The following is a 26,756-nucleotide window of genomic DNA, read 5'->3' as shown; positions in this document are numbered from 1 at the left end:
CCTGACCAGCGTTCCCGCTGGTCAGGGCTTTTTGTCTGTCGGGACGGCCGGATTCGAACCGACGACCCCTTGACCCCCAGTCAAGTGCGCTACCAAGCTGCGCCACGTCCCGATACTCCCCGCGTGGTCTCCCCCGCGGCAGCCGGTACAGCTTAGCGCAGGATCTTCGCACCGCGCGCACAGCCCCCTGTCGCGTTGAGGTGCACCGCCACCACCCCTAAAGCGTCCTAGGAAAGGGGGATACGGGAAGGGCTGCCGTTCCCGGGTGGGAGCGGCAGCCCTTGACGGTGCCGGGTCAGCCGTGGGCCTTGCCCCGGCCGCCGGGGCCGAGCTTCTTGCGGGGTCGTACCGAGATCTCCACCGGGCTGCCCTCGAAGCCGAACTCCTCGCGGAGCTTGCGCTCGACGAAACGCTGGTAGCCGGCGTCCAGCGGCGCGGTGGTGAACAGCACGAACCGGGGCGGGGAGACACCCGCCTGGGTGGCGAAGAGGATCTTCGGAGCCCGGCCGCCGCGCACCGGGTGCGGGGTGGCCTGGACCAGGGCGGTGAGCCACTGGTTGAGCTGCGCCGTGGGCACCCGGGTCTCCCAGCTCGCCAACGCCTTGCGCAGCGCGGGGGCGAGCTTGTCGACGGCCCGGCCGGTCTGCGCCGACAGGTTGAGCCGGATCGCCCAGGGAATCCGGCGTAGCTCCCGGTCGATCTCCTTGTCCAGGTAGTACCGGCGGTCGGCGTCGACCAGGTCCCACTTGTTGAAGGCGATCACCAGGGCCCGGCCGGCCTCGACGACCATGGTCAGGATCCGCTGGTCCTGCTCGCTGATCGGCTCACTGGAGTCGAGCAGCACCACCGCCACCTCGGCCGCCTCGATGGCCCCGGCGGTACGCAGGCTGGCGTAGTACTCGGTGCCGCTGGCCTTGCCGACCCGCTTGCGCAGCCCGGCGGTGTCGACCAGCTGCCAGGTCTCGCCGCCGATCTCCACCAGGCTGTCCACCGGGTCGACGGTGGTGCCGGCGACCGAGTCGACGACCGCCCGCTCCTCACCGGAGAACCGGTTGAGCAGGCTGGACTTGCCGACGTTGGGCCGACCGACCAGCGCCACCCGGCGGGGGCCGCGCGGCCGGTTCTCGACGATCTTGGGCGCGTCGGGTAACGCGTCGAGGATCGCGTCGAGGAGTTCGCCGGAGCCCCGGCCGTGCAGCGCGGAGACCGGGAACGGCTCACCGAGGCCCAGCGACCACAGCGCGGTCGCCTCCATCTCGATGGCGGTGTTGTCGGTCTTGTTGGCCACCAGGATCACCGGTTTGGCGCTGCGCCGCAGCATCTTCACCGCGGCCTCGTCCACATCGGTCGAGCCGACCATGGCGTCGACCACGAAGATCACCACGTCGGCGGTGACCACCGCCGTCTCGGCCTGGGCGGCGATGGCCGCCGCCCGGTCCTTCGCGTCCGGCTCCCAGCCGCCGGTGTCCACCACGGTGAACGAGCGGCCGTTCCACTGCGCGTCGTACGGCACCCGGTCCCGGGTCACCCCGGGGACGTCCTCCACGACCGCCTGCCGCCGGCCGATGATCCGGTTGACCAGCGTCGACTTGCCCACGTTGGGCCGACCGACCACGGCCACCACGGGCTGCGGGCCGGTCGGTTCCTCGACGGTGGCCTCCGGCTCGCGCAGCTCCACCCATCCGTCGCTCATGCCACGCCCCGCTCGGTGAGCAGCTGACGCAGTTGGGCGACGACCTCGTCGATGCCCAGCTCGGTGGTGTCCAGTTCGACGGCGTCGTCGGTCTGCCGCAGCGGGTTGACCGTGCGGGTGGAGTCGAGCCGGTCCCGCCGGGCCAGGTCGGCGGCGGTCGCCGTGACGTCGGCGGCGTCCTCGGCGCTGCGGCGTCGGGCGCGGGCCGCCTCGGAGGCGGTCAGGTAGACCTTCAGGTCGGCGTCGGGGGCCACCACGGCGCCGATGTCGCGGCCCTCGACCACGATCCGGCTGGCCTGGGCGATCAGCTCCCGCTGCCGGGCGACGAGCAACGCCCGCACCGCCGGCACGGCGGCCACCGCGGAGACCGCGCCGGTCACCTCGGGGCCCCGGATCTCCTGGTCGACACCCGTCCCGTCGACGGTCACGCCGTACCCCTGGGGGTCGGTGCCGATGCGCAGCTCGACCTCGCCGGCAACCTTGCCCACCGCGGCGGCGTCGGCCAGGTCGACGCCGGAGCGCAGCACCGCCCAGGTGATCGCCCGGTACATCGCGCCGGTGTCCAGGTAACGCGCACCGAGGTCGACGGCGAGTCGCCGCGAGACGGTGGACTTACCCGAACCGGACGGCCCGTCCACCGCGACCACACAGCGCCCGGCCCGTACGTTTTCCTCCACCGTTGTCCTCCTCAGCCCGTACCTCGCGGGTCACCGGTTCCTCCGGTGCCGTTGAGCGGTCGTCCATCGATCGTCCATCATCCCGCGCCTCGCGGGTCGGCCCCCCGCGCCGCCGTCGGGGGCGACCCGCACCACCCGCCGGCCCGTGGGCCGCGTGGAAGCCTACCGGCACACCTACCCGCTACGACGGGTCAGTCACCCACGACCTTGAACAGGGCGGCGACCTCCGCGTTGGTCAGCCGCCGGATCCGCCCGGTGCGCAGGTCACCGAGCTTGATCGGCCCGATCGAGGTACGCACCAGCCGGGACACCGGGTGCCCGACCTCGGCCAGCAACCGCCGGACGATGTGCTTGCGTCCCTCGTGCAGGCTCAGCTCCACCTGGGCGGTTTTACCCAGGGTGTCCACCACCTTGAACGAGTCGACCTTCACCGGCCCGTCCTCCAGCTCGACGCCGGCCAGCAGCCGCTTGCCCAGGTGGCGCGGGATCGGCCCGGCCACCTCGGCCAGGTACGTCTTGAGCACCTGGTAGGACGGGTGCATCAGCTTGTGGGTGAGGGTCCCGTCGTTGGTGAGCAGCAGCAGGCCCTCGCTGTCCGCGTCGAGCCGCCCGACGTGGTAGACCCGCTGCTCGACCCGGTTGCCGATGAACTCGGCAAGCTCGTTGCGGCCCTTGTTGTCCGACATGGTGGTGACCACCCCGCGCGGCTTGTTCATCGCCACGTAGACCAGGCGGTTGTCGGCCTGGAGGCGTTCGCCGTCGACGTGGATCACGGCGGTGGCGGGGTCGACCTTGTCGCCGAGGTGGGCGACCCGCCCGTCGACGGTGACCCGACGCCGGAAGATCAGATCTTCGCAGGCGCGGCGGGAGCCCACCCCGGCGGCGGCGAGCACCTTCTGGAGGCGTTCGGCGCCTTCGTACACCGGGGCGTCGGGCTTGGGGGAACGGTCATCGCGTGGCATCGGCAAGCTCTTCTACGTCGTCGGGGAGGAACGGGGCGAGCGGGGGCAGGTCGGCGACCGAGTCCAGGCCCAGCTTCTCCAGGAACATCGTGGTGGTCCGGAAGAGGAACGCCCCACTGTCCGGTTCGGCGCCGCACTCCTCGACCAACCCCCGGGAGACCAGGGTACGGAGCACCCCGTCACAGTTCACACCCCGGATGGCCGAGACCCGTCCCCGGGTCACCGGCTGCTTGTAGGCGATCACCGCGAGCGTCTCCAGGGCGGCCTGGGTCAACCGTACCGACTGCCCGTCCAGGACGAACCGCTCCACGTGGGTGGCGTATTCCGGCCGGGTGTAGAGCCGCCAGCCACCCGCCGCCCGGCGCAGCTCGAAGCCGTGCCCGGCGGCGGTGTAGCCGGCGGCGATGTCGTCGAGCACCGGCCCGATCCGCTCCGGTGACTGCTCCAGCACCTGGGCCAGCACCAGCTCGCTGACCGGTTCGTCGACCACCAGCAGGATGGCCTCCAACGCGCCCCGCAGCTCCGCGTCGTCCAGCTCGGGTGCCGGCTCCGGCACGACGGTGGCCCGCCGCCGCCCCGCCGGCCGCCGCTTCGGTACGCCCGCCGCGTCCCGCTCCCCCGCCGGGTCGGGGCCGACGCCGGCTGCACCCGCCCCGGTCCCGGCCGCCGCCACCGGCCCCCCCGGGTCCACCGGCGTCCCCGGTTCGTCGGGTGCCGCATCGGCCGGGGTGTCGCCCGGATCAGCGGGCCCGGCGCCCGCCGGCAGTTCGCCGGGCGGCACCGGGGTGACGCTGTCGTCATCGCCCGGCGGGGACCCCGCCACGACCGGATCGGGGAGGTCGTGGTCAGGTGCCGTTCCTAAGGTGTCCGCGGTCCCGGAGTCGGTCGGGACGGGAGCGGGAGCCTGCCGGGCGGCGGGGCGTTCCCACGGCGGGACCCAGGCGGCTGCCTGATCGGCCAGGGAGTCCTGGCGCTCCTCGTCGCTCATCACGTCTCCTGCGTCGTCGCGGTTTCGCCCGCCGGGTCGGCGGACACGGCGGGTCCGCCCGGGACGGGACCGGTCTCGTCGGGGTCGGCGGGGGTGCCGGCGTACTCGTCGACGTGCAGGTCGGCGTCGCCGTCGGCGGGGCCGGTCCAGCGTACGGTCAGCTCCTCCAGGGCCTCCTCCTGGACGAAGGCGACCAGCCCCTCCCGGTAGAGCTCCAGCAGCGCCAGGAAGCGGGCCACCACCTCCAGGGTGATCTCGCAGTCCGCGCAGAGCAGGGTGAAGGTGGCGACGCCGGCCCGGCGCAGCCGTTCGGCGAGGATCGTCGCGTGCTCCCGGACGCTGACCCGGACCAGGTGCACGTGCGCGATGGAGACCTCGGGCACCGGCTTCGGGGTCATCGCCCGGACCGCCAGCCTCAGCAGCCGCTCGGGGCCGACACCGAGCACCAGGTCGGGCAGGGCGTCGGCGTAACGGGCCTCCAGGGTGACCGCGCGGGGGTAGCGTCGCCCGCCGACCGCCTCCAGTTCGGCGATGTGCGCCGCCGCCTCCTTGTACGCCTTGTATTGCAACAGCCGGGCGAAGAGCAGGTCCCGCGCCTCCAGCAGGGCGAGGTCCTCCTCGTTCTCCACCTCGGCCGAGGGCAGCAGCCGGGCCGCCTTGAGGTCGAGCAGGGTGGCGGCGATGAGCAGGAACTCGCTGGTCTCGTCGAGGTCCCACTCGTCACCCATGGCCCGGATGTAGGAGATGAACTCGTCGGTGACGGTGTGCAGGGCCACCTCGGTGACGTCCAGCTTGTGCTTGCTGATCAGTTGCAGCAGCAGGTCGAACGGGCCGGTGAAGTTCGCCAGCCGGACGGTGAAGCCGGCGCTCTGCCCGCCCGCCGGATCGGCCGCCTTCTCGCCGGCCACCTCGGCGGTCAGCACGGACTGCTGCTCCGGGGTGGTCGTCGGGTCCAGCGGTGGCGCGGTCACCGGACGACCGTAGTCCACGCCCCAGGCGTGGAGGTCGTCGCCGTCCGGGACACTCCGGTGGTGCCCCGGGGACGCAACCCCGGCCCCTACCGGTCGGCCTGGGCCGCGATCACCTCACGGGCCAACTGCCGGTAGTTGCGTGCGCCCGAGGAGGCCGGGTCGAGGGTGGTGATCGGCGCACCGGCCACCGTGGACTCGGGGAACTTCACCGTCTTGGTGATGACGGTCTGGTAGACCTTGTCGCCGAACGCCTCGACCACCCGCTGGAGCACCTGCCGGCAGTGGGTGGTGCGGCTGTCGTACATGGTCGCGAGGATGCCTTCGAGTTCCAGGTCGAAGTTGAGCCGCTCGCGGACCTTGTCGATGGTGTCCAGCAGCAGCGCCACCCCCCGCAGGCTGAAGAACTCGCATTCGAGCGGGATGAGCACCCCGTGCGCGACGGTCAACGCGTTGATCGCCAGCAGGCCCAGCGAGGGCTGGCAGTCGATCAGGATGTAGTCGTACTCCTTGCGCACGTTGCGCAGCACCCGGGCCAGGGCCATCTCCCGGGCGACCTCGTTGACCAGCTGTATCTCGGCGGCCGAGAGGTCGATGTTGGCGGGCAGGATGTGCAGGCCGGCCACGTCCGTCTTGATCAGGACGTCCTCGGCCATCACGTCGTCCTGCATCAGCAGGTTGTAGACCGACAGGTCGAGGTTGTGCGGGTTGACCCCCAGCCCCACCGACAGCGCGCCCTGCGGATCGAAGTCGACCAGCAGGACCTTGCGGCCGTACTCGGCCAGCGCCGCGCCCAGGTTGATGGTGGTGGTGGTCTTACCCACGCCACCCTTCTGGTTGGCCATCGCGATGATCCGGGCCGGCCCGTGCCGGTCGGTGGGCATCGGCTCGGGGATCGGCTTGCGCATCGTGTAGGCGGCCGGGTCGGCCGGGCCCAGGTCGGCGCCGAGCGACGCCTGCTGCTCACGGAGCTCCGACGTCCAGGCGTCGGCACGATCACCGTTGCCAGCCATGTCCTCGCTGCCCCCTCCCGACGACCACCCGGCATCGGAGCTGTCCGACGTCCTTCGCGGCGCCGCTGCGCACCCCGGTTGTCGTTCCAGGAGGTCCGCGCCGATGCCGACTCTACGCCACCGACGACCAGCGCGTTCGGCACCGGTCCGGCGTGTCGGGCGTACCGGCCGGTCAGCGGCCCGACGGCGGGTTCGCGTCCCGGGCCCGGGGGTGCGTGGTGGCGTACACCTCGCGCAGTCGTTCCACGGTGACCAACGTGTACACCTGGGTGGTGGTGACCGAGGCGTGGCCGAGCAGTTCCTGCACCACCCGCACGTCCGCGCCGCCGTCGAGCAGGTGGGTGGCGTACGAGTGGCGCAGGGTGTGCGGGGAGACCGCGTGCGGCCCGGCCACCGGCAGCCCCGCCCGCCGCGCGGCCCGCCGCAGCACGGTCCACGCGCCCTGCCGGGTCAACGGCCCGCCCCGGGCGTTGACGAACACCGTCGGGGTGCCCCGGCCGGCGGCGACCAGGCCCGGCCGGGCCCGCACCAGGAAGGCCCGCAGCGCCTCGACGGCGTACCCACCGATCGGCACCAGGCGGGTCCGGCCGCCCTTGCCGCGCAGCAGGGCGGTGCCCTCGTCGACGTCCAGGTCGTCGATGGCGGCGCCGACCGCCTCGGAGATCCGCGCGCCGGTGCCGTAGAGGAACTCCAGCAGCGCCCGGTCGCGCAGCGCCAGCGCCGTCCCGTCGCCGGTGGCGGTGACCGGGCCGGCGGTCTCCAGCAGCCGGGTCACGTCGTCGACCGGCAACGCCCGGGGCAACCGGCGGGCCGCGACCGGCGGGCGGACGTCCCGGCTGGGGTCCGCACCGGACAGCCCCTCCCGGACGGCGAACCGGTGCAGCCCGCGCACGGCGGAGGCGGCCCGCGCGGCCGAGGTCACCGCCAGCGGCGGGTGGTCGTCGTCGCCGGCGCGCAGCCGGGCCAGGTGCGCCTCGACCTGCCCGGTGCCGACCGCCGCCAGGTCGGTCACCCCGGCGGCGGCCAGGGTGCCCAGATACCGTTCCAGATCCCGACGGTACGAGGTGAGGGTGTTCGCCGACAGCCCCCGCTCGACGGTGAGGTGGTCGAGATAGCCGCGCACCACACGGCGCAGGGCCGGCGCGGGTTCCCCGCCCGCGCCGACCCCGTCGCCTGCGCTGCCGGGCACCCCGCCGGATGCCGGCCCGGGTCCGGCGGCGCGCACCTGCTCCGGTGCCGCGCCGGGCGGCTGACCGGTCAGGCCAGCACCTCGGCCAGCGGGAGGGTGGCCATGCCGTGCGCCTCGGCGACCGGGCCGTAGACCACCCGACCGTCGTGGGTGTTCAGTCCCAGCGCCAGGGCGGGATCGCGGCGCAGCGCGTCACGCCAGCCCTGGTTGGCCAGCTCCAGGGCGTACGGCAGGGTGACGTTGGTCAGCGCGTAGGTGCTGGTGTGCGGCACCGCGCCGGGCATGTTCGCCACGCAGTAGAAGATCGAGTCGTGCACCTGGTAGGTCGGCTCGGCGTGCGTGGTGGGGCGGGAGTCCTCGAAGCAGCCACCCTGGTCGATGGAGATGTCCACCAGCACACTGCCCGGCTTCATCCGGGACACCAGCTCGTTGGAGATCAGCGTCGGGGCCTTCGCGCCCGGGACGAGGACCGCGCCGATGACCAGGTCCGCGTCGAGCACCGCCCGCTCGATCTCGTACGCGTTGGACGCGACCGTCTGCAGGTGGCCCCGGTAGATGGCGTCGGCCTGCCGCAACCGGGCCACGTTCATGTCCAGCAGGAGCACCTCGGCCTGCAGGCCCAGCGCGATGGCGGCGGCGTTCATCCCGGACACGCCCGCGCCGATGACCACGGTCTTCGCCGCGTACACCCCGGAGACGCCACCCATCAGGATGCCCCGGCCACCCCCCTGCCGTTGCAGGTGGTACGCGCCGACCTGCGGGGCGAGCCGGCCGGCCACCTCGGACATCGGGGCGAGCAGCGGCAGCGACCGGTCGGGCAGCTCCACGGTCTCGTACGCGATGCCGGTGACGTTCCGGTCGACCAGCGCGTCGGTGCACTCCTTGGAGGCGGCCAGGTGCAGGTAGGTGAAGAGCACCTGCCCGGCGCGCATCCGGTGGTGCTCCTCGGCGATCGGTTCCTTGACCTTGAGCACCAGCTCGGCGGTGTCCCACACCTCGTCGGCGGTGTCGAGGATGGTGGCCCCGGCGGCGACGAACTCGTCGTCGGTGAGGCTGGACCCGATGCCGGCGCCGGCCTCGACGAAGACCTGGTGACCGTGGCGGACGAACTCGTTGACGCCCGCCGGCGTGATCGCCACGCGGTACTCGTGGTTCTTGACCTCGCGTGGGATTCCGACCTTCACGATGCAGACACCCTTCTCCGGGGTGCCGCACCCCGGACTGCGCGGTGCCCCGCCGGCTCCGTTGCCGACGCGGTCCACCGGTCCCGCCGGCGGCAGTCTAGGCGGGCTGTCCTGCTCCGACGGGCGGCACAGTGACAACCGGTGTCCGTCGCGCCTGACGATGTGTCAGGCATACCGCGCCGGCCTGCCGTTCGGCGTATCTCCCCATGGTCGCACCGGACGCCGCCACCCGCCGGACGGGAACGCCCGCGGGCGCATCGTGTCCCGACGGCGTGACGCACCGCGCCGGCGGGGGTGCAGGCACCGGCCGGCACCGCGCCGTGCGGGGGTGCACGCCCGCCGGCCGGCACCGCGCCAGCCCGCCGGCACCGCCGCCTGCTGGCCGGCTGCGGGGACGGCGCAGGGCCGCGCGGCGTACCGCGGCGGCCCCTGTCGGCGTACCGGATCAGCGGTGCAGGGGGGTGTCGGCCCGGCGCAGCGCCGACCAGCCGGCGTCGCGGGCCCGGGCGGCGGCCAGCAGGCCGGCCACGCACGGACCGTTGGTGACCTCCCCGGCCAGCACCATGCCGACCGCCTCGTCCAGGTCGATCCGGACGATCTGCAGGTCAGCCTCCTCGTCGTGCCGCTCGTGCCGCTGCCCGACGGGCACCTCGGCCAACTCCCGGGCCAGGAACACCCGGACCACCTCGTCGGAGAACCCCGGCGAGGTGTGCACGTCGACCAGCAGGTCCCACCGGCCGGCGGTCAGGTCGGCCTCCTCGGCCAACTCCCGGGCGGCGGCCACCGGCAGGTCCTCGCCGTCGACGTCCATCAGCCCGGCGGGCAGCTCCCACAGGTGCCGCCCGACCGGCTGCCGGTACTGCCGCACCAGCACCACCTGACCGGCGTCGTCGAGGGCGACCACGGCGACCGCGCCGACGTGCCGGGCGTAGTCGCGGGTGGCGGTGCCCCCGCCGGGCATGCTCACCTCGTCGGTGACCACGGTGAAGATCCGCCCGGCGTACCGCTCGACCCGGGAGCGCAGCTCGTAACGGTGCTCGGCGGCGCTCACGACGCGGACGACGCCGTCGCCGACGCGCCGTTGCGGGCCGCGTTCTTCGGCGTCGGCGCCCCCTTCTTCGACGCCTCGCTCGTGGGCGTCTCGTTCTTGGCCGCCCCGGCCCCCGGGTCGAGGTCCACCGGCAGCTGGTCGGCCTGCGAGTACGCCACGGCCGCCTTGACGAATCCGGCGAACAGCGGGTGCGGGCGGGTCGGGCGGCTCTTCAGCTCCGGGTGCGCCTGGGTGGCCACGAAGAACGGGTGCAGACCCCGGTCCAGCTCGACGAACTCGACCAGCCGGCCGTCCGGGGAGGTGCCGGAGATGTGCAGGCCGGCCCGGGTGAGCTGGTCCCGGTAGGCGTTGTTGACCTCGTAGCGGTGCCGGTGCCGCTCGCTGATCTCGGTGCTGCCGTACGCCTCGGCCACGATCGACCCCTCGGCCAGCGTCGCCGGGTACGCCCCGAGCCGCATCGTGCCGCCGAGGTCACCCCGACCGGCGACGATGTCCTCCTGGTCGGCCATGGTGGCGATGACCGGGTGCGTGGCCTCCTCGTCGAACTCGAGGGAGTTCGCCGCGTCGAGGCCGGCCAGGTGGCGGGCCACCTCGATGGTCATGCACTGCAGGCCGAGACAGAGCCCGAGCAGCGGCACCCCGTTCTCCCGGGCGTACCGGGCGGTGCCGATCTTGCCTTCGATGCCGCGTACGCCGAACCCGCCGGGAATGACGATCCCGTCCACGCCGGACAGCGCCGACGCCGCGCCGGCCGGGGTGACGCAGTCGTCGCTGGGCACCCAGCGCAGCTGCACCCGGGCCCGGTGGCCGAAACCGGCGGCCCGGATCGCCTCACTGACCGACAGGTAGGCGTCGGGCAGGTCGACGTACTTGCCGACCACCGCCACGGTGACCGTGTGGTGCGGCTGGTGCACCCGCTCCAGCAGGTCGTCCCACCTGGTCCAGTCGACGTCGCGGAAGGACAGCCCGAGCCGGCGCACCACGTACGCGTCGAGCCCCTCGCGGTGCAGCACCTTGGGGATGTCGTAGATGCTCGGGGCGTCCGGGGCGGCGACGACCGCCTCCCGGTCCACATCGCAGTAGAGGGACAGCTTCTCCTTCAGCTTCTCCGGGATCTCCCGGTCGCAGCGCAGCACGATGGCGTCGGGCTGGATGCCGATGTTGCGCAGCTGCGCCACCGAGTGCTGGGTCGGCTTGGTCTTCAGCTCTCCCGACGGGGCCAGGTAGGGCACCAGCGAGACGTGCAGATAGAAGCAGTTGTCCCGGCCCAGGTCGTGCCGGACCTGACGGATCGCCTCCAGGAACGGCAACGACTCGATGTCGCCGACGGTGCCACCGACCTCGGTGATCACCACGTCCGGGATCTGGCCGTCGCCGTCCGGATCGGCCATGCCGAGGATCCGGGCCTTGATCTCGTTGGTGATGTGCGGGATGACCTGGACGGTGTCGCCCAGGTATTCGCCGCGCCGCTCCTTGGCGATCACGTCCGAGTAGATCTGGCCGGTGGTGACGTTGGCCTTGCCGGAGAGGTCCCGGTCGAGGAAACGCTCGTAGTGCCCGACGTCGAGGTCGGTCTCCGCGCCGTCCTCGGTGATGAAGACCTCACCGTGCTGGAACGGGTTCATTGTCCCCGGGTCGACGTTGAGGTAGGGGTCGAGCTTCTGCATCACCACCCGCAGCCCGCGCGCGGTGAGCAGATTGCCGAGGCTGGAGGCGGTGAGGCCCTTGCCGAGCGAGGAGGCGACGCCCCCGGTGACGAAGATGTGCCGGGTCGTCCGTGCTGAAGGGGCCAAGGCCTGCTCCCGTGTCGTCCGTAGCGGTCGTGCGAACCGCCGTGCCGATCAGCAAAGTGATCACGCGATCCACGGGATTCCACGGTAACACCTCCTCCGGGGCCACCTGGCGTCGCACCCGACCTCGGGCTATCGCGCCCCGGCGTCGGACCGGCCGGCCACCGCCCCGGACCGGGCCGACTCCACCGCCCCGGGGGTACGCGCCGCGGGCACCTTCGCCGCGTCCCGCCCCGCCGGCCGGGCCCCGGCGTCGTCCGTACCGTCGGCACCGCCCTCGTCCGGGCCGCCCACCCGGGGGCCGTCGGACGGCTCCCCCGCCCCCGTGGTCGGGGCGTCCCCGTCCACCGCGCGGGCTTCCCCACCGTCGTCGGGCCGTCCCCCGTCGGGGGCGTCGTCGGGCGGGGCACCGCCGGGCGGACCATCCAGGCCACCCGGGCGGGGATTGCCCGTGCCGGGCAGGGTGCGGTCGGTGGAGTGGTCGAGCACCCGCAGCGAGGCCAGCGCCGCCATCGGCACCACCAGCGCCGCGGCCGCCCCGGCCACGTCCAGCGCGGCACCACCCAACAGCCCGGCGATGACCGCCGCCAGGGCCGTGCCGGCCAGCGCCGCCCGGATCGCCGGGTAGATGCCGAACAACCGCATCAGCCCACCCCACGGCTGGAGCAACGCGAACCAGACCAGCAACAGGCCGACCACCGCCAGCACCGTCAGCGGGCTGTTCACCAGCGTCTGGAAGTTCGCCGTGCTGGACCGGTGCACGGTCAGCCCGCCGGTGCCCTCGCCCAGGGCGGTCAGGAACCGGCCCAACGCCCCCCGCTCCTCCACCGGCCGGCGCAGGTCCACCACCGCGAAGCCGATGGTCAGCGCCAACCCGGCCATGGTGGCCCAGACCAGCCGGCTGATGGTCAGCCAGCCGCCGGTGCTGATCGCGGCGGCCACCGCCACCCCGGCGGTCAACGCGATCGCGCCGATCGAGTCCGCGCCCAGGTAGGGGCTGCCGATCACCACCACGGCCAGCCCGCCCACCGCGACGACCACCATCGGCCGCCACTGCCGGCGGACCCGCTGGGCGAGCCAACCGGCGCTGAGCAGCGAACCGGCGAGAAACACCCCCAGCCCCACCGTGCCGAGGCCGGAGAACCGGCCACCCTCCAGCGCGGAGTAGCCGACCACCCCGTTGAGCTGCAACCGGGCACCACTGAGCACGTCCGCGCCGACCACCAGGGTGGCCAGGCCGGCGACCGCGCCGAGCGGGCCGAGGGTGCGGTCGTGGCCGGGGGCGAACCGGACCAGGGCGGTGCCGCCGACGATCAGCGCGACCGTCACCAGGGCGAAGTACGCACCGGCGTGCTCGCCCCGCCACCACGGCACCGCGTCGGCGAGCAGCGCGGCGGGCACCGCCAGGGCGACGGCGACCAGCAGCAACTCCACGGTCGCCACGATCCGGCGGGACACCGGCGGCGGACTGTGCGGTCCGGCCAGCCGGCGGGCCCGGCGCAGCAGCGGCAGCACCGCGATGGCCAGCACGACCTGCGCGGCGGCGAGCAGCGCGAAGAACCAGCCGGCCACGGACCGCTGGGCGGCGGCCTCCCGGTCGGCGTCGGCCGGCGCACTGATCGCGGTGGCCAGGTCGTCGGGGCGACCGTCGACCTTCACCGCGGGCCGACCGAGGAAGAGCCGCTCCGGCATCGGCCGGCCCAGCGCGATCAACGCGGTCGGCGCCAGGTCGACCAGTTGCAGGTAGCCCTCCCGACCGGTGCTGGCGGAGGTGAGCCAGCCGTGTTCCCAGCCCGGACCGTCGGCGACGACGACGTGCAGCCGGGCCGGCGACTCGGTGTCGGACACCCCGGCGACCAGCACCAGCGACCGTTGCGGCCGGGCGGCGAGCACCTTCGCCAGCGCCTCGTCGGCACGCCGGGCGTCCGCCCGCCGGTCCGCCGGGTCGGTGCCGCTGACCGCGCCCAGGTCGACGATGCTCAGCACGCAGGAGCCGAGCAGCCCCGCCGGGTCGGCCGGCAGCGCCGGGGCGTACCGGTCGACGCGGCCGAAGGGACGGGCGGCGGCGACGGCGGCACCCGGGCCGACCGCCACCGAGCAGCGCACCGACTCCGACAGCGAACCGGGCACCGTGCCCCAGGGCTGCCGGTCGGCGTTGTAGGCGACCACACCCTCCTGGTCGGGCAGGTTGGCGCCGATCCCGTCGGGCTGCTCGACGGTCACCCCGGCAGGTGGGCAGCCGCCCGGCTGGCGGCTGCCGTTCCAGCCGGCGTAGCTGCCCGCGCCGAGGGTGAGCCACCCGTCCACCGGGCAGGTGGGGCGGTGCGCGGAGCGGGTGGACAGCGAGCCGATGGAACCCTGCTGGGCCATCCGCCACAGGGTCGGGGTGGTCTGCGGGTCGACGTCGGACCAGCGCAGCCCGGCCACCCCGGCGAGGACCACGTAGTCGGCGGTACGCCGGGGCGCACTGGTGTCGGGGCGGGCGGCCAACGCGGTGACGCCGAGCGCCACCACGATCAGGGTGAGCAGGACCGGGGTGAATCGGCGCAGCATCAGGCGCGTCCCGTCGAGGGGGTGTCGGTGCCGGGGACGGCCGCCCCGGTGCGGCCTGCCGGGCCGGCGGGGTCGGCGTCCAGCTCGGTGTAGAGAGCCCGCAGCGCGGCGACGGTGTCGGCCTCGGTGGGCCAGCCGGCGGCCCGGGTGACGCCCCGGGCGGCCAGGTCGGCCCGCAGGTCGGGGTCGTCCAGCAGCGACCCGACGGCCGCGTCGACCGCGTCGACGTCGCCGGCCGGGACCAGCAGCGCGCCGTCGCCGACCAGCTCGGGCAGCCCGCCGACGGCGGTCGCCACCAGCGGCACGCCGGCCCGCAGCGCCTCCTGGGCGAACAACTGCCGGGCCTCCCAGTCGCTGGTCACCACCGCCAGGTCGGCGCCGGCGAGCAGGTCCGCCACGTCGGTGCGGTGCCCGAGCAGGGTCACCGGGGCCCGGGTCGCGGAGATCCGGGCGGCCAGCGGCAGGTACGCCGGGCCACTGCCGGCGATCACCACCACGGGCGGCGGGGTGCGGGTACGCCACCGGGCGGCGGCGTCGACCAGCACGTCGTAGCGCTTCTGCGAATGCAGCCGGCCGACGGAGAGCACCAGCGGTTGCCCGGCGGCGACGCCGAACTCGGCGCGGACGGCGGCCCGGCGGCGACGCGGGGCGGGCAGGGCCGGGGCGGCGACGGGGGCGAGCCGGGCGTCGGCGGCACCTAACGCGGCGGCCCGGTCCACCAGGTCCGCGGAGGCCCCCAGGGCGACCCGGGCGGACCGCGCGACCACCCGTTCGGCGAGCCGGGACAGCCGCCCGCGCAGCCCACCGGCGAGTACCGCGTTGTGCCAGGTGACCACGAGCGGCGCGGCCGGCCGGGCGAGCGCCGCGACCAGCCCGGCGCGCAGCCCGTGGGCGTGCACCACCCGGACGTCCGCGCCGGCCAGCGCCCGACGCAGCGCGGTGACCGCCCGGGCGTCGGCGGGGGTCGGGTTGGCCGAGATCTCCACCGGGGTGAACCGGGCTCCGGTGGCGGCGAAGTCGAACTGTTCGCCGGTGGCGGCCGGGCCGCAGACCAGCACCGGCTGGCCGGCCTCGACGAGCCCCCGGGCCACCGACCGGACGTGTTGACCCACCCCGCCGGTGCTGGAGGCGAGCAGCAGCACCACCGTGCCCCCGGGATCGGGGGCGGGCGTCGCGTCGGTCATGGGGAGAGGGTCTCCTTCCCGTCACCGGCGTCGCGGGCAACGCCGTCCTGCGGGTCACCCGTCGGTCGCCGGCCACCCAGCCGACGACGTACGCCGGTGAGCAGCGGCCCGACGTCCCGCCGGTCCACCAACCAGGCCACGGCGAGGAACAGCACGCCGACCACGGCCCCGGACAGCATGCCCTGCACGAGTGCTCCCGTTGTCGTCGGGGTGCCGCCGTCGGCGAGCAGGCGGGCGGTGAGGACACCGGCCGGGGCGGCGAGCAGCGCGGCCAGCAGACCGGCGGTGGCGGCCCGGCCGGCGCCGGCGAGGGCGGCCCGACCGGCGGAGCGGAGCACCGCGCCGACCAGCAGCACCCCGAGGACCAGCATGCCGACGGAGTTGGCCAGGGTGACGGCCGGCACCCGGTCGGCGCGCGGCAGCAGCGCCGCCAGCGGTACGGCGACCAGCGGCACCACCAGCCAGCCGGTGGTGATGGCGGCGGTGGCCACCCGGGTGGCCCCCCGGGCGTAGAGGGCCCGCGACAGCACCGCGAAGAGCCCGTAGCCGACCAGCCCGGGGGCGAAACCGGCGATCGCGGCGGCGGTCGGCTCCGCGCCGAGCGGGAAGAACCGGCCGACCGGTTCGGCGGTGCCGATCAGGGCCGCCGCGCCGAGGAAGCTGCACAGCAGCACCCCCCGGGTGGTCGCGGCGACCGTCGTGCGGTAGCCGTCCTCGTCGCCGGTCGCGGCGGCGGCCGACAGCCCCGGGTACGCGGCGACCGCCAGCGGCACCGCGAGCACCGCCCAGGGCAGCAGGTACATGGTCTGGGCGAGGTTGTAGACCTGCGGGGCTTCGGTCGGGCCACCGGAGATCCGGTTGAGGATGACCACCAGGGCGAGTTGTTGGGCGGTGACGGTGACCGCCCCGGCGACGGCGAGCCCGCCGACCCGGGCCCGGGCGTCGGCGGGGAAGGCGTAGCCGGGTCGCCAGGCCAGCCCGAGCCGGCGCAGCGGGATCAGCAGCGACAGCGACAGCACCACCACGCCGAGGGTGGTGCCGCCGGAGAGGATCAGCTCCCCGGCCCGGCTCACCTGGGCGATGCTCGCGTCCCGCCCCTGGGTGACCCCGAAGACGAGGTAGGCCAGCACGACGGTGAGGCTGGACAGCAGCGGTGCGACGACCGGCCAGGCGAACCGGCGGTGCGCCTGGAGCACCCCGGTCAGCACGATCCCGATGCCGTAGAGGGGCAGTTGCGGGGCGAACACCCGCAGCATCCGTGCCCCGGCGGCCAGTTCGGCCGGTGACCGCCCGTCGGAGATGACCGCCACGACCGGGTCGGCGAACAGCGCCACCAGCGCCGCGAGCGGCACCAGCAGGGTCACCGTCCAGGTCAGCAGCGCGCCGGTGGTGGCGGCCACCGCCCGCCGGTCACCGGCCGCGACCGGCCCGGCCAGCAGCGGTACGACGAGACTGGCCAGCGCCCCACCGGCGACGATCTCGAAGATGATGTTCGGGACGGTGTTGGCGAGCACGTACATGCCACCGAGGTCGCTGGTCTCGACGACCCAGGTGAACACGGCGGTCCGGCCGAACCCGGCGAGCCGGGCGACCACGGTGAGCACGGCGATGAGGGCGGCGGCGCCGGCCACCCGACCGGCGCCGGCGAGGGGTGCCGGTCTGGTCACGTCAGTCGGATCGCCGGCCCAGCGCGTCGAGTTCCCGCAGCACCGGGGTGCGCTGGATGACCGCCGTGAAGCTGACCTTCTCACTGGCCGCGGTGAGGCCGGCGAGGACCGCGAGCAGACCGGCCCGGCCGAGCGGCCCGGTCCGGGCGGCCAGTGCCACCCCGAGCAGCGCGCCGAGCGCGTTGGCCCCGCTGTCGCCGATCATGACCCGCTCGCCCAGGTCCTCGTCGAGCAGCCCACCGGCGGCGCCGACCGCACCGGCGGCGATGCCCGCGTGCGGGCCACCGGCCAGCGGGACGCCGAGCAGCACGCCCGACTTCAGCGCCCGGCCGGGGCGCAGGTCGAGCAGGTTGAGCAGGTTGGCGGTGCCGGCGATCACACCCGCGCCGAGCAGCACGTCGACGGTGCGGCCGAGGGTGCGGTGCCGCTGCCGGCGGGGTGCGCGGCGACCGTGGGATCGGCGGCGAGCAGCGCGGCGGCGGCCAGCCCGGCCGCGCCCACCCCGGCGACCTTGACCAGGCCGGCGGTGACCCGGCCGGCGCGCAGCGCGGCGAGGTGACCGGCGAAGCCCTTGGCGGCCTTCTGCTCCGGCCGGGCGCCCACCACGTCGTCGTAGAGGCCGACCGCGCCGGAACCGAGGCCGGCGACGAGCACCGCCGCCCCGGCCGGGACGCTGGCCGCGCCGAGCGCCCCCGCACCGGACGCCCCGACGGCGAGCGCCGGCCCGGCCGCGAGGCTGACGGTACGGCCCCGGAAGTTGGTCCGCTCCAACGCCGGCCCCACCGGGGAGGTACGGGCCTCCCGCAGCGCGTACCGGGTGGCGGCGGCTCCGGCGGCGGCGGCGAGCAGCCGCCCGAGCCCGCTCACGCGGCACCGCCGGACAGTGCGGGCGGGTGGTAACCGGTCACCGGGGTACGTGGTTCGCTCACTGGGGCAGTCTAGGCACCAACGTGGCGTTGTCGCCGACGCCGTACTGACCGGTCCGCTTCTCGGAGAGTTGTTGGACCAGGGCCAGGCTGGTGACCAGCTGCCCCTGCACGGTGTTGGCGTTGTCGACGGTGGAGATGGTCTGGGCGAGCACCGGGTCGCCGCGGACGACGGCCACCAGGTTGCCCCCGGCGGAGCCGTTGCCGCCGACGACGATCGCGCCGGTGCGGTCGAACTGCTCGGCGACCTTCACCACCGACTCGTCCTTCTTGGCGGAGTCCTTGTCGACGTAGGGCTGCCCGCTGACCACCACCACGGCCTCGGCCGGCCCGGTGACCTTCTCCTCGCTGGTGAGGTACCCGGCGTTGGCGTACGCGGCCAGCACCGCCCGCCGGTCGGCCTCGGTGACCACCGGGGTGCCCTGCGGGCGGTCGAGCAGGACGCTGGCCAGCAGGGCGCTGGAGGTCTCCACGCCGTTGCCGTTGCCGGGCAGCGCCGAGGCGGGCGCGGTGGGCCGGGCGGCGGTGACGGCCAGCTCCATCAGGTTGGTGTTGTTGTCCGGGTTGATGAACTTGTCCTGCACGTCGACCCGGCCGGTCACGGTGGCCCCGGCGGTCTGGAGCATCTTCAGCACGCCCTCGGTGTGCTCCCGGCCGGTGGGCAGGCTGAGCACCATCACGCGCTTGCCGGTGAGCTTGCCGGGGAGGTAGAGCTGCGCCATCTCGGCGGCGAAGTCCTCCTCGAGGTCCAGCTCCTTCTGGAGGCTGTTGACCGACTGGCGCATCTGCTGGTTGTCCTTGCGCAGCGAGTTGACGGTCTCCTTGAGGGAGTCGGCCACCGGGCCGTTGAGGGCGGCCGTGCCGACCACCAGGCCGATCGCCAACGCCAGGAAGACCGCGGTCAGGGACACCACGTGGTACCGGAAGTTGATCACGCTTGCAGCCTCTTGATCGGTCGGGAGCTAGAAGAGCTGGCCGAGCTGGAACACGAGATTGTCCCACCATTCGGAGACCACGCCCAAATACGCCTTGCCGACGGTGGAGACCGCCACGGCGGAGGCCATCGCGGCGATCGCCGAGAGGACCAGGAGCAGCAGGGACGAGCCGGAGATGCTCTGCCGGTAGAGCCGGCTCACGCCCTTGGCGTCGACCAGCTTGCCGCCGACCTTGAGCCGGGTGAGGAAGGTGGAGGCCATCCCGCCCCGCCCCTTGTCCAGGAACTCGACAAGCGTGGCGTGGGTGCCCACCGCGACCAGCAGCGAGGCACCCTTCTCGTCGGCCAGCAGCATGGCCAGGTCCTCGCTGGTGGCGGCGGCCGGGAAGGTGATCGCCGGCACCCCGAGCCCGTTGACCCGGGCCAGGCCGGGCGCCCGGCCGTCCGGGTAGGCATGCACGATCACCTCGGCACCGCAGCGCAGCACGTCGTCGGTGACCGAGTCCATGTCCCCGATGATCATGTCGGGGGTGTAACCCGCCTCGACCAGTGCGTCCGCGCCGCCGTCCACGCCGATCAGCACCGGCTTGAACTCCCGGATGTAGGGGCGCAACACGTCCAGGTCGGCCTTGTAGTCGTACCCCCGCACCACGATCAGGCAGTGCCGACCCTGCACCGCGGTCTGGATCTCGGGTACGCCCACCCCGTCGAGCAGCAGGTCCCGTTCCTGGCGCAGGTAGTCCATGGTGTTGGCGGCGAACGCCTCCAGCTGCACCGACAGACCCTCCCGGGCGTCGGACATCGCCTTGGCGACCGTCTCGGCGTCCTGGAGGTCACCGTGCGCGACCGGATCGTCGCCGACGAAGACGGTGTTGCCCTCGATCCGGACGGTGTCGCCCTCCCGGAGCCGCTCGAAGACCCCCTCACCGAGGTCGTCCAGGAGCAGGATGCCCGCGCCGATCAGCACCTCGGGGCCGAGGTTCGGATACCGGCCGGAGACCGACGGCTTGGCGTTGAGGACCGCCGCGACCCCGACCGCGACCAGCGAATCGGCCGCCACCCGGTCCAGGTCGACATGGTCGATCACCGCGATGTCACCGGGGCGGAGCCGGCCGACCAGCCGTTTGGTACGGCGGTCCAGACGTGCGGTGCCGAGAACTGAGTCCGGTTCCGCGTTCCGGGTCCGGCGCAACGTGGGTAGACGCATCGTGACCATCCTGGCATGGGAGGCAGGCATTTCCGTTGCGACATGCCTGAGCAGGGCCGCCTACCCAGGGAAGCACACCGGAGCACAGGGCGGTGTGCCTCCGCTCACAATCGTTGCGGTCAGGGTCGTCTTTCCTTGGCCGCGACGGCCAGCAGCTCCTCGGCATGGGCGATACCCAGATCCGAATCCGGCAAACCCGCCAGCATCCGGGCCAACTCCCGGGCCCGCTCGGTGTCCTCCACCACCCGCACCCCACTGGTGGTCACCGCACCCCCGGTGTCCTTCGCCACCACCAGGTGCCGATCGGCGAACGCGGCCACCTGCGGCAGGTGGGTCACCACCAGCACCTGGTGACTGCGCGCCAACCGGGCCAGCCGACGACCGATCTCCACCGCCGCCTGCCCACCGACCCCGGCGTCGACCTCGTCGAACACCAGGGTGGGCGGCCCACCGGAGCCGGCGAACACCACCTCGATGGCGAGCATCACCCGGGACAACTCACCGCCGGAGGCCCCCCGCTGCAACGGCAGCGACGGCGCACCCGGATGGGCCAGCAGCCGCAACTCCACCTCGTCGGCACCGTCCGGACCGACCCCGCACTCGACCCCGTTGACCGACAGCGTCGGCTCGGACCGCCCGGCCGGTCGGGGCAGCACCGCCACCTCGATCCGGGCGTGCGGCATCGCCAAGCCGGCCAACTCCACGGTGACCTGCGCGGCGAACCGGACCGCCGCCTCCTGCCGGGAAGCCGACAACCGCCCGGCCAACTCGGCCACCTCACCGGCGAGGCGCTGCGCCTCCCGGTCCAACTCGTCGAGCACCTCGTCGGAGGTATCCAGGTCGGACAGCCGGGTCCGGGCCCGCTCCGCCCAGGCGATCACCCCGTCGACGTCGTCGGCGTACTTGCGGGTCAACGCGCGCAACGCGGCCCGCCGCTCATAGATCGTCTGCAACCGGGCCGGATCGGCGTCCAGCGCCGCCAGATAGGTCGACAGCTCCGCCGAGACGTCCGCCACCAGGGTGGCCGCCTCTTCCAACCGACCGGCCAGATCACCCAGCGCCGGATCGGTGCCGGCCTGCGCCTCCAGGGTCCGCCGGGCCGTGCCGAGCAGCGTCGTGGCGTCCGGGGTGTCGTCGGCCGCCTCCACCCCACCGGCCACGCACAGGTGCGCCAACTGGGCCGCCGTCCGCAGCCCCTCGGCGTGCTCCAACCGCTGCGCCTCGGTCTTCAGCTCATCGTCCTCGCCGGCCTGCGGATCGACCCGGGTGATCTCATCCAGGCCCAGCCGCAGCAGGTCGGCCTCCTGGTGCCGGGCCCGGGCGTTGCTGCGCCGGTCGGCCAGGTCGTCGACCACCTGCCGCCACCGCCCGTACGCCTCCCGCAGCGCGTCGACCAGCTTCTCGTGCCCGTGGCCGGCGAACCGGTCCAACGCGGCCCGTTGCTCGGTGGGCCGCAGCAACCGCAGCTGGTCGGATTGACCGTGCACCGCCACCACCTGCTCGCCGACCTCACCGAGCATCGACACCGGCATGCTCCGGCCGCCCAGGTGCGCCCGGGACCGGCCCTCCACGGTGACCGTGCGGCTCATCAGCAGCGAACCGTCGTCGTCGGGTCCGCCGCCGGCGTCGACGATCCGGGCGTGCACCACGTCGGCGACCCGGCCGGCGAGGCGCAGCCGCCCCTCGACGGTGGCCCGGCCCGGCACGGCCCGCACCCGGCCCGCGTCGGCCCGACCGCCGAACAGCAGGCCGAGGCCGGTCACCACCATCGTCTTGCCGGCACCGGTCTCACCGGTGATGACGTTCATCCCGCCGGCAAGCGGCAGGGTGGTGTCCTCGATGACGCCCAGTCCGGTGATCCGCAGCTCTTCCAGCACAGCACCCGACAGTAGACGCGTGCTGCGACAGTTGACCAGCCGGCACGGCCGACCATCCGGGCCGGGGATGATCCACCCCGTCGCCGCCGGGGCAGTGACACTGGTGGACGGCCCTCGGGCGACGACGGACATACCCGGTCCCGCCTGCGGATCGGGACGGGATCAGCGGCGGCTGCCCCGCCAGCCCTGCACCGGCAGGTCGAACTTGGCCACCAGCCGGTCGGTGAACGGTCGGTCCCGCAACCGCACGACCCGCACCGGCAGCGCGCCCCGACGCACCGTCACCGTCGCCCCCGGCGGCAGATCGTAGACCCGACGACCGTCACAGCAGAGCACCGCCAGGGTGGTGAACGGGTCGACCGTGATGACGAACGTGGAGGTCGGCGCGGTCACCAGCGGGCGGCTGAACAACGCGTGCGCGCTGATCGGCACCAGCAGCAGCGCCTCCACCTCGGGCCACACCACCGGCCCGCCCCCGGAGAACGCGTACGCGGTGGAGCCGGTGGGGGTGGCGCAGACCACACCGTCACAGCCGTAGCGGGACAGCGGCCGACCGTCCACGTCGACCAGCAGCTCCAGCATCTGGGCCCGCTCGCCCTTTTCCACGCTGATCTCGTTGAGCGCCCACGACTCGATGGTCGGGCCGCCGTCGAACTCGGCGGTGACGTCGAGGGTGAGCCGTTCGTCCACCGTGTAGTTGCGCCCGACCACGTCCCGCACGGCCGTGTCCAGGTCGTCGATCTCCGCCTCGGCGAGAAACCCGACCTTGCCCAGGTTGATGCCGAGCAGCGGCACCTTCGTCGGGCGGGCCAGTTCGGCGGCGCGCAGGAAGGTGCCGTCACCGCCGAGCGCGAAGACGATCTCGGCGCCCTCGGCCGCCCGCTGACCGGCCATCGGCACCACCCCGGGCAGGTCCAGGTCCTCGGCCTCCTCGGCCACCACCCGCACCTCGAAGCCGGCCGCGATCAGGTCGGCGGCGACCGCCCGGGCGTGCTCGGTGCTCCGGCGCCGCCCGGTGTGCGTCACCAGCAACGCGGTGCGGCTCACCGGTGCCACCACCCGTCGGGCAGCCGAGCGGCCCCACCATCGTTGAGGTCCACCGGACCCGCCTCCCGTCCACCCTCGTGGGACACCGTCCCGACGCCGCGCACCACCCTCACCCTGCCACCTTCCCCGAGGCCGGGTCCGGCCCGGGGCCGATCGGCCCGGCGGCCACCACGGCGTGCACCCGCTCGGCGTCGGCCGTCGGGGCGTCCCGGCGTAACCATACGAAGAACTCGACGTTGCCGCTCGGACCCGGTAGCGGGCTGGCCGCCACGTCCGCCAGCCCCAGTCCGAGCCCGGCGGCGGTCGCCGCCACGTCCAGCACCGCCTCGGCCCGCAACGCCGGGTCCCGGACCACACCGCCGGTGCCGACCCGTTCCTTGCCGACCTCGAACTGCGGCTTGACCATCAGCGCCAGGTCACCGTCGGTACGGGTGCAACCGGCCAGCGCGGGCAGCACCAGGCGCAGTGAGATGAACGACAGGTCGGCCACGGTCAGGTCCACCGCCCCACCGATCGCCTCCGGGGTGAGGGTGCGCACGTTGGTGCGGTCCAGGACCCGCACCCGTTCGTCGGTACGCAGTGACCAGGCGAGCTGCCCGTAACCGACGTCCACGGCGACCACCTCGGCCGCGTCCGCCCGCAACAGCACGTCGGTGAACCCGCCGGTCGACGCCCCGGCGTCCAGGCAGCGGCGGCCCGCCACCCGCAGCCCGGCGGGGCCGAAGGCGGCGAGCGCGCCGGCCAGCTTGTGGCCGCCCCGGGAGACGTACTCGTCGGCCGGGTCGGCACCGGTGACCAGCAGCGGATCGGCCGGATCGACCATCGCGGCGGCCTTGCGCGCGGGCACCCCGCGCAGCTGGACCCGGCCGGCCTCGATCAGCGCGCCGGCCTGCTCGCGGGACCGGGCCAGGCCGCGACGGACGAGTTCGGCGTCGAGCCGGGTACGACGTGCCATGGGGTGGTTCTCTCCGGTCCGGTCAGGCCTGATCGATGGTGGCGAGGGTCTCCCGCAACGTCTGGTACGCCGCCTCGTACTGGGCGATCTGGTCGGCCGGGGGCAGGCCCTCGGCGTTGGCCATCGCCCGGACGGCGGCGTCGACGGCGGGATGACGGACGTCGTCGACATCATCGTCGAACCCGACGACCGCCGACGGACCGGGGCTGCCGGCGGGCACCGGACCCGGGCGACCGGCGGACGGCGGAACGGGCCGGCCGACGGGCGGCGGACCAGGGCGTCCGGCGGGCGGCGGACCGGGGCGGAACGGGCCGGTCACGACCGACTCCCGGCCGGGCGGCTCACTCGGCGTCACCGGTGTGCCGTCGGCCGGGGCCGGCCTTCTTGACCGGTCGGGACGGCACGGCGCCCTCGGCGGGGCCGTCCACGCCGGTCGAGGGTTCCACCGACGCCGCCTTCTTCACGGCTTTCTTCGCCACCGCCTTCTTGGCCACCGTCCTGGCCGGCGGGCTGGCGACCGCAGTCGGGGCGGCGGTGTCCGGTACGGCGGCGGCGGGCGGCGGGACAGCGGCGATCGGCGGGACGGTGGTGTCCGGCGGGACGGTGGTGTCCGGTGCGGCATCGCCGACCGGCAGCACGCCCGGTCCGCCCTTCGCCTCACGGAGTTGCCGTTCCAGCTCGTGCACCCGGCGGGTCAACTCGGCGACCTCGTCGGCGGTGGCCAACCCCACCGCGCCGAGCGCCCGGTCGACCTCGAACCGGACCAGTTTGGTCAGCGCCTCCCGGTTCGCCGCGCCGGTGGCGAGGAGTTCCTCGGCGAGCGCCTGAAGCTGCCCGGCGGTCGCGCCGCCCGTACCGACCAACCGCCGGGCGGCGTCCTGAGCCCTCTTCCGGGGCGCTTCCGTCAGGCCCAGGGCCAGCTCCAGGTAGGCGCGCCACGCGTCCTGCATGACTGAGTCCTTCCGCGGGGGCAGTGTGCGGCCCTCACGCTACCGGGCGCCCCGGGCCGCCCATTGCGGTACGGTGCCGGAAAACGGCGTGGCGGGTGTGAGGGAGACGATGTGGCCACCGTGGACGAGTGCCGACAGGCACTGCGGGATCTTGCCAGCCGCCTGGACCGGCACGCCGACGCGTCCAGCAAGATCGATCTGGACCGCACCCTGGCCTGCCGGATCACCGACCTGGAGACCGCGTTCCACGGCCGGATCACCGGTGGTCGACTGCTCGACCTCACCGACGGCGACGACCCCAAGGCGAAGATCGCCCTGGTCACCAGCAGCGACGACCTGGTCGCCCTGGTGCACGGTCAGCTCGACGTCACCAAGGCGGTCGCCGCCCGGCGGATCTCCATCAAGGCCAGCCCGTTCGACCTGCTGAAGCTACGCAAGCTGCTCTGAGCGGCGACACCGGCGACGACCGGTCCGCTGCGGCGGGCCGACAGACAGGCCGGGGCGGCACCACCCGCTGTCGGGTCGGTGCCGCCCCGGGCCCCGCTGTCAGCTGGCCGAGCTGGTCAGGTGCCGAGCTGGCTAGGTTGCCGAGTGGTGCTGGTCAGGTGGCCAGTCCGAAGCCGGCCAGCGCCTGCTGCGCCTCCGGTGAGGCCGGTCGGACGTCCGCACCGGTGCCCGCCGACCAGGCGACCGCGCAGAGCGCCGCCAGCGCGTCGAGCGGCCGCCCGGCACCACGCAACTCCACCGCCCCGTCCACCACCGTCACCGACCATCCGCCGGTCTCCGGGGCACCGGGAACCCGGACCACCGCTGCCGGGTCGAAGAGCCCGGCCAGGTCCGCCGCCACATGGGTCGGCCGCCGCTGTTCGGCAGCCGCCAGCAGCTCGGGTACGTCGCTGACGCCGGTCAGCACCAGCAGGCTGTCCAGCCCGGCCCGGCGGGCGCCCTCGATGTCGGTGTCGAGCCGGTCACCGACCACCAGCGTCCGACCGGTGCCGGCCCGCCGGGCGGCGGTGGCGAACAGCGCCGGCTCGGGTTTGCCGACCACCACGTCGGGTGCCCGGTCCAGGGCGTGCCGCAGGGCAGCCACCAGCGACCCGTTGCCGGGCAACGGGCCACGTCCGCTCGGCAGCGTCCGGTCGGTGTTGGTGGCCACCCAGCTCGCCCCGGCCCGGATCGCCACCGACGCCTCGGCCAGGTCCGCCCAGCCCACCTGCGGGCCGTACCCCTGGACGACGGCGACCGGTGCGGCGTCGGCACGGTCGACGGGGGTGAGCCCGACGGCGCGGATCTCGGCGCGCAGCGCCTCGGCACCGACGACGAGCACCGCGGACCCGGCGGGAAGCCGGTCCCGCAGCAGTTCGGCGGCGGCAGCGGCCGAGGTGAGCACCTCCGCCGGATCGGCCGGCACGCCCATGCCCGTGAGCAGGTCGGCGACCTCACTGGAACGTCGTGAGGCGTTGTTCGTGGCGAACGCCACCGAACGGCCCTCGGCCCGCAGCGCGCCGAGGGCCTCGACCGCGCCGGGGATCGGCCGGTCGATCAGGTAGATCACTCCGTCCAGGTCGAACACGACCAGGGCGTACCCGTCGATCAGCCGGTCCCCGGCGACCCCGGTCATCGCTGGTCCGCCTCCGCGTCGCGCCCGTCCACCGGCCGGACCTCGACCGGGGTCGTCGCGTCGGCCGCGCGACCGGCCGCACCCGCGGCGGGGTCGCGCCGGGTCTCCACGGCGCCTGCGGAGACGTCGTCGGCCTCGTGGTCGCCGTCCCCCGCCGCACCGGCGGAGAGGTCGACCGCACCGGCCTGGGCGGCCGGCTCGCCGTCGCGGACGTCACCGTCGTGGACATCGCCGTCGTGGACATCGCCGTCGTGGACGTCCCGGTCGACGGCATCGTCGTGCCGGCTCCGCGTGACATCCTCGCCGCCACGGTCGTCGTC

At 74.2% G+C, this 26,756-nt stretch carries 22 protein-coding genes, 1 tRNA gene and 1 pseudogene; 1 reads left to right on the top strand and 23 read right to left on the bottom strand.

Annotated features, from left to right (window positions below):
- Positions 1-38 precede the first annotated feature (38 nt).
- The 22 genes and pseudogenes from ACQP1S_RS11590 to ACQP1S_RS11485 form a co-directional block, all read right to left on the bottom strand.
- Positions 39-112 (bottom strand) — tRNA-Pro (locus ACQP1S_RS11590).
- A 183-nt stretch (positions 113-295) separates the two neighbouring features.
- Entirely contained in the window at positions 296-1,693 is a 1,398-nt protein-coding gene (gene der / locus ACQP1S_RS11585; protein ID WP_357024988.1) for a ribosome biogenesis GTPase Der, read from the bottom strand.
- On the bottom strand, positions 1,690-2,370 hold the full coding sequence (cmk, locus tag ACQP1S_RS11580; RefSeq protein ID WP_432906059.1) for a (d)CMP kinase: 681 nt from the start codon (positions 2,368-2,370) through the stop codon (positions 1,690-1,692). Before cmk ends, der begins: the two co-directional genes overlap by 4 nt.
- A 191-nt stretch (positions 2,371-2,561) precedes the next feature.
- Positions 2,562-3,332, bottom strand: a complete 771-nt coding sequence (locus ACQP1S_RS11575) for a pseudouridine synthase (protein WP_091254551.1) — start codon at positions 3,330-3,332, stop codon at positions 2,562-2,564.
- A complete protein-coding gene (gene scpB, locus ACQP1S_RS11570; RefSeq protein WP_432906055.1) occupies positions 3,319-4,320 on the bottom strand; it encodes an SMC-Scp complex subunit ScpB in 1,002 nt (333 codons plus the stop codon). Before scpB ends, ACQP1S_RS11575 begins: the two co-directional genes overlap by 14 nt.
- Positions 4,320-5,291: a segregation and condensation protein A gene (locus tag ACQP1S_RS11565; protein ID WP_432906053.1), complete on the bottom strand. Its 972-nt coding sequence runs from the start codon at positions 5,289-5,291 to the stop codon at positions 4,320-4,322. The genes scpB and ACQP1S_RS11565 overlap by 1 nt, the downstream gene beginning before the upstream one ends.
- 86 nt (positions 5,292-5,377) lie before the next feature.
- Complete coding sequence (locus ACQP1S_RS11560) at positions 5,378-6,301, bottom strand: ParA family protein (RefSeq protein WP_067315071.1); 924 nt, start codon at positions 6,299-6,301, stop codon at positions 5,378-5,380.
- A 172-nt stretch (positions 6,302-6,473) separates the two neighbouring features.
- Positions 6,474-7,490 carry a site-specific tyrosine recombinase XerD gene (locus tag ACQP1S_RS11555; protein ID WP_432906050.1) on the bottom strand — a complete coding sequence of 339 codons (1,017 nt, stop codon included), beginning with the start codon at positions 7,488-7,490 and terminating at the stop codon, positions 6,474-6,476.
- 68 nt (positions 7,491-7,558) lie between these two features.
- Complete coding sequence (gene ald, locus ACQP1S_RS11550) at positions 7,559-8,674, bottom strand: alanine dehydrogenase (RefSeq protein ID WP_432906047.1); 1,116 nt, start codon at positions 8,672-8,674, stop codon at positions 7,559-7,561.
- Between the two features lie 445 nt (positions 8,675-9,119).
- Positions 9,120-9,725 carry an NUDIX domain-containing protein gene (locus ACQP1S_RS11545; protein WP_091254542.1) on the bottom strand — a complete coding sequence of 202 codons (606 nt, stop codon included), beginning with the start codon at positions 9,723-9,725 and terminating at the stop codon, positions 9,120-9,122.
- Positions 9,722-11,518, bottom strand: a complete 1,797-nt coding sequence (locus ACQP1S_RS11540) for a CTP synthase (protein WP_432906044.1) — start codon at positions 11,516-11,518, stop codon at positions 9,722-9,724. The genes ACQP1S_RS11545 and ACQP1S_RS11540 overlap by 4 nt, the downstream gene beginning before the upstream one ends.
- Before the next feature lie 129 nt (positions 11,519-11,647).
- The gene (locus ACQP1S_RS11535; protein WP_432906042.1) at positions 11,648-14,068 is read right to left on the bottom strand and encodes a hypothetical protein; all 2,421 of its coding nucleotides are present in this window, start codon (positions 14,066-14,068) and stop codon (positions 11,648-11,650) included.
- Positions 14,068-15,252: a glycosyltransferase family 4 protein gene (locus ACQP1S_RS11530; RefSeq protein WP_432906040.1), complete on the bottom strand. Its 1,185-nt coding sequence runs from the start codon at positions 15,250-15,252 to the stop codon at positions 14,068-14,070. Before ACQP1S_RS11530 ends, ACQP1S_RS11535 begins: the two co-directional genes overlap by 1 nt.
- Positions 15,249-16,919, bottom strand: coding sequence for a murein biosynthesis integral membrane protein MurJ (gene murJ, locus ACQP1S_RS11525; RefSeq protein WP_091254532.1), 1,671 nt, complete (start codon positions 16,917-16,919; stop codon positions 15,249-15,251). The genes ACQP1S_RS11530 and murJ overlap by 4 nt, the downstream gene beginning before the upstream one ends.
- 1 nt (position 16,920) lies before the next feature.
- Positions 16,921-17,786: pseudogene (locus ACQP1S_RS11520) on the bottom strand (hypothetical protein).
- A gap of 58 nt (positions 17,787-17,844) precedes the next feature.
- On the bottom strand, positions 17,845-18,780 hold the full coding sequence (locus tag ACQP1S_RS11515; protein ID WP_091254524.1) for a copper transporter: 936 nt from the start codon (positions 18,778-18,780) through the stop codon (positions 17,845-17,847).
- Between the two features lie 27 nt (positions 18,781-18,807).
- Entirely contained in the window at positions 18,808-19,986 is a 1,179-nt protein-coding gene (steA, locus tag ACQP1S_RS11510; RefSeq protein ID WP_091254585.1) for a putative cytokinetic ring protein SteA, read from the bottom strand.
- Between the two features lie 119 nt (positions 19,987-20,105).
- On the bottom strand, positions 20,106-21,863 hold the full coding sequence (gene recN, locus ACQP1S_RS11505) for a DNA repair protein RecN (RefSeq protein ID WP_432906035.1): 1,758 nt from the start codon (positions 21,861-21,863) through the stop codon (positions 20,106-20,108).
- 162 nt (positions 21,864-22,025) lie between these two features.
- On the bottom strand, positions 22,026-22,910 hold the full coding sequence (locus ACQP1S_RS11500) for an NAD kinase (RefSeq protein WP_219460079.1): 885 nt from the start codon (positions 22,908-22,910) through the stop codon (positions 22,026-22,028).
- A 109-nt stretch (positions 22,911-23,019) separates the two neighbouring features.
- Positions 23,020-23,865, bottom strand: coding sequence for a TlyA family RNA methyltransferase (locus tag ACQP1S_RS11495; RefSeq protein ID WP_432906034.1), 846 nt, complete (start codon positions 23,863-23,865; stop codon positions 23,020-23,022).
- Positions 23,866-23,887: 22 nt separating this feature from the next.
- Positions 23,888-24,085 carry a hypothetical protein gene (locus tag ACQP1S_RS11490; protein ID WP_432906032.1) on the bottom strand — a complete coding sequence of 66 codons (198 nt, stop codon included), beginning with the start codon at positions 24,083-24,085 and terminating at the stop codon, positions 23,888-23,890.
- 121 nt (positions 24,086-24,206) lie between these two features.
- Positions 24,207-24,815, bottom strand: a complete 609-nt coding sequence (locus ACQP1S_RS11485) for a phasin family protein (protein WP_432906029.1) — start codon at positions 24,813-24,815, stop codon at positions 24,207-24,209.
- Between the two features lie 111 nt (positions 24,816-24,926).
- Here ACQP1S_RS11485 and ACQP1S_RS11480 point away from each other — a divergent pair, with 111 nt between their 5' ends.
- A complete protein-coding gene (locus tag ACQP1S_RS11480; protein WP_432906026.1) occupies positions 24,927-25,262 on the top strand; it encodes an SCP2 sterol-binding domain-containing protein in 336 nt (111 codons plus the stop codon).
- A 154-nt stretch (positions 25,263-25,416) separates the two neighbouring features.
- Here ACQP1S_RS11480 and ACQP1S_RS11475 read toward each other — a convergent pair whose 3' ends face one another.
- The gene (locus ACQP1S_RS11475; RefSeq protein WP_432906024.1) at positions 25,417-26,436 is read right to left on the bottom strand and encodes an HAD-IIA family hydrolase; all 1,020 of its coding nucleotides are present in this window, start codon (positions 26,434-26,436) and stop codon (positions 25,417-25,419) included.
- Positions 26,437-26,756: the final 320 nt, after the last annotated feature.

It is taken from the genome of Micromonospora matsumotoense (assembly GCF_050951065.1).
Classification (GTDB): domain Bacteria; phylum Actinomycetota; class Actinomycetes; order Mycobacteriales; family Micromonosporaceae; genus Micromonospora; species Micromonospora matsumotoensis.
Note: the sequence above shows the minus strand (reverse complement) of the source record. Positions and strands in the feature narration are given on the sequence as shown.

Excerpts from the sequence above, each read along its gene's own strand:
- ACQP1S_RS11485 (WP_432906029.1), bottom strand. The coding sequence starts at position 24,815 with ATGCAGGACGCGTGGCGCGCCTACCTGGAGCTGGCCCTGGGCCTGACG.
- ACQP1S_RS11560 (WP_067315071.1), bottom strand. The coding sequence starts at position 6,301 with ATGGCTGGCAACGGTGATCGTGCCGACGCCTGGACGTCGGAGCTCCGT.
- ACQP1S_RS11475 (WP_432906024.1), bottom strand. The coding sequence starts at position 26,436 with ATGACCGGGGTCGCCGGGGACCGGCTGATCGACGGGTACGCCCTGGTC.
- der (WP_357024988.1), bottom strand. The coding sequence starts at position 1,693 with ATGAGCGACGGATGGGTGGAGCTGCGCGAGCCGGAGGCCACCGTCGAG.
- ACQP1S_RS11495 (WP_432906034.1), bottom strand. The coding sequence starts at position 23,865 with ATGGCACGTCGTACCCGGCTCGACGCCGAACTCGTCCGTCGCGGCCTG.
- steA (WP_091254585.1), bottom strand. The coding sequence starts at position 19,986 with ATGCGTCTACCCACGTTGCGCCGGACCCGGAACGCGGAACCGGACTCA.
- ACQP1S_RS11530 (WP_432906040.1), bottom strand. The coding sequence starts at position 15,252 with ATGACCGACGCGACGCCCGCCCCCGATCCCGGGGGCACGGTGGTGCTG.
- ACQP1S_RS11575 (WP_091254551.1), bottom strand. The coding sequence starts at position 3,332 with ATGCCACGCGATGACCGTTCCCCCAAGCCCGACGCCCCGGTGTACGAA.
- scpB (WP_432906055.1), bottom strand. The coding sequence starts at position 4,320 with ATGAGCGACGAGGAGCGCCAGGACTCCCTGGCCGATCAGGCAGCCGCC.
- ACQP1S_RS11535 (WP_432906042.1), bottom strand. The coding sequence starts at position 14,068 with ATGCTGCGCCGATTCACCCCGGTCCTGCTCACCCTGATCGTGGTGGCG.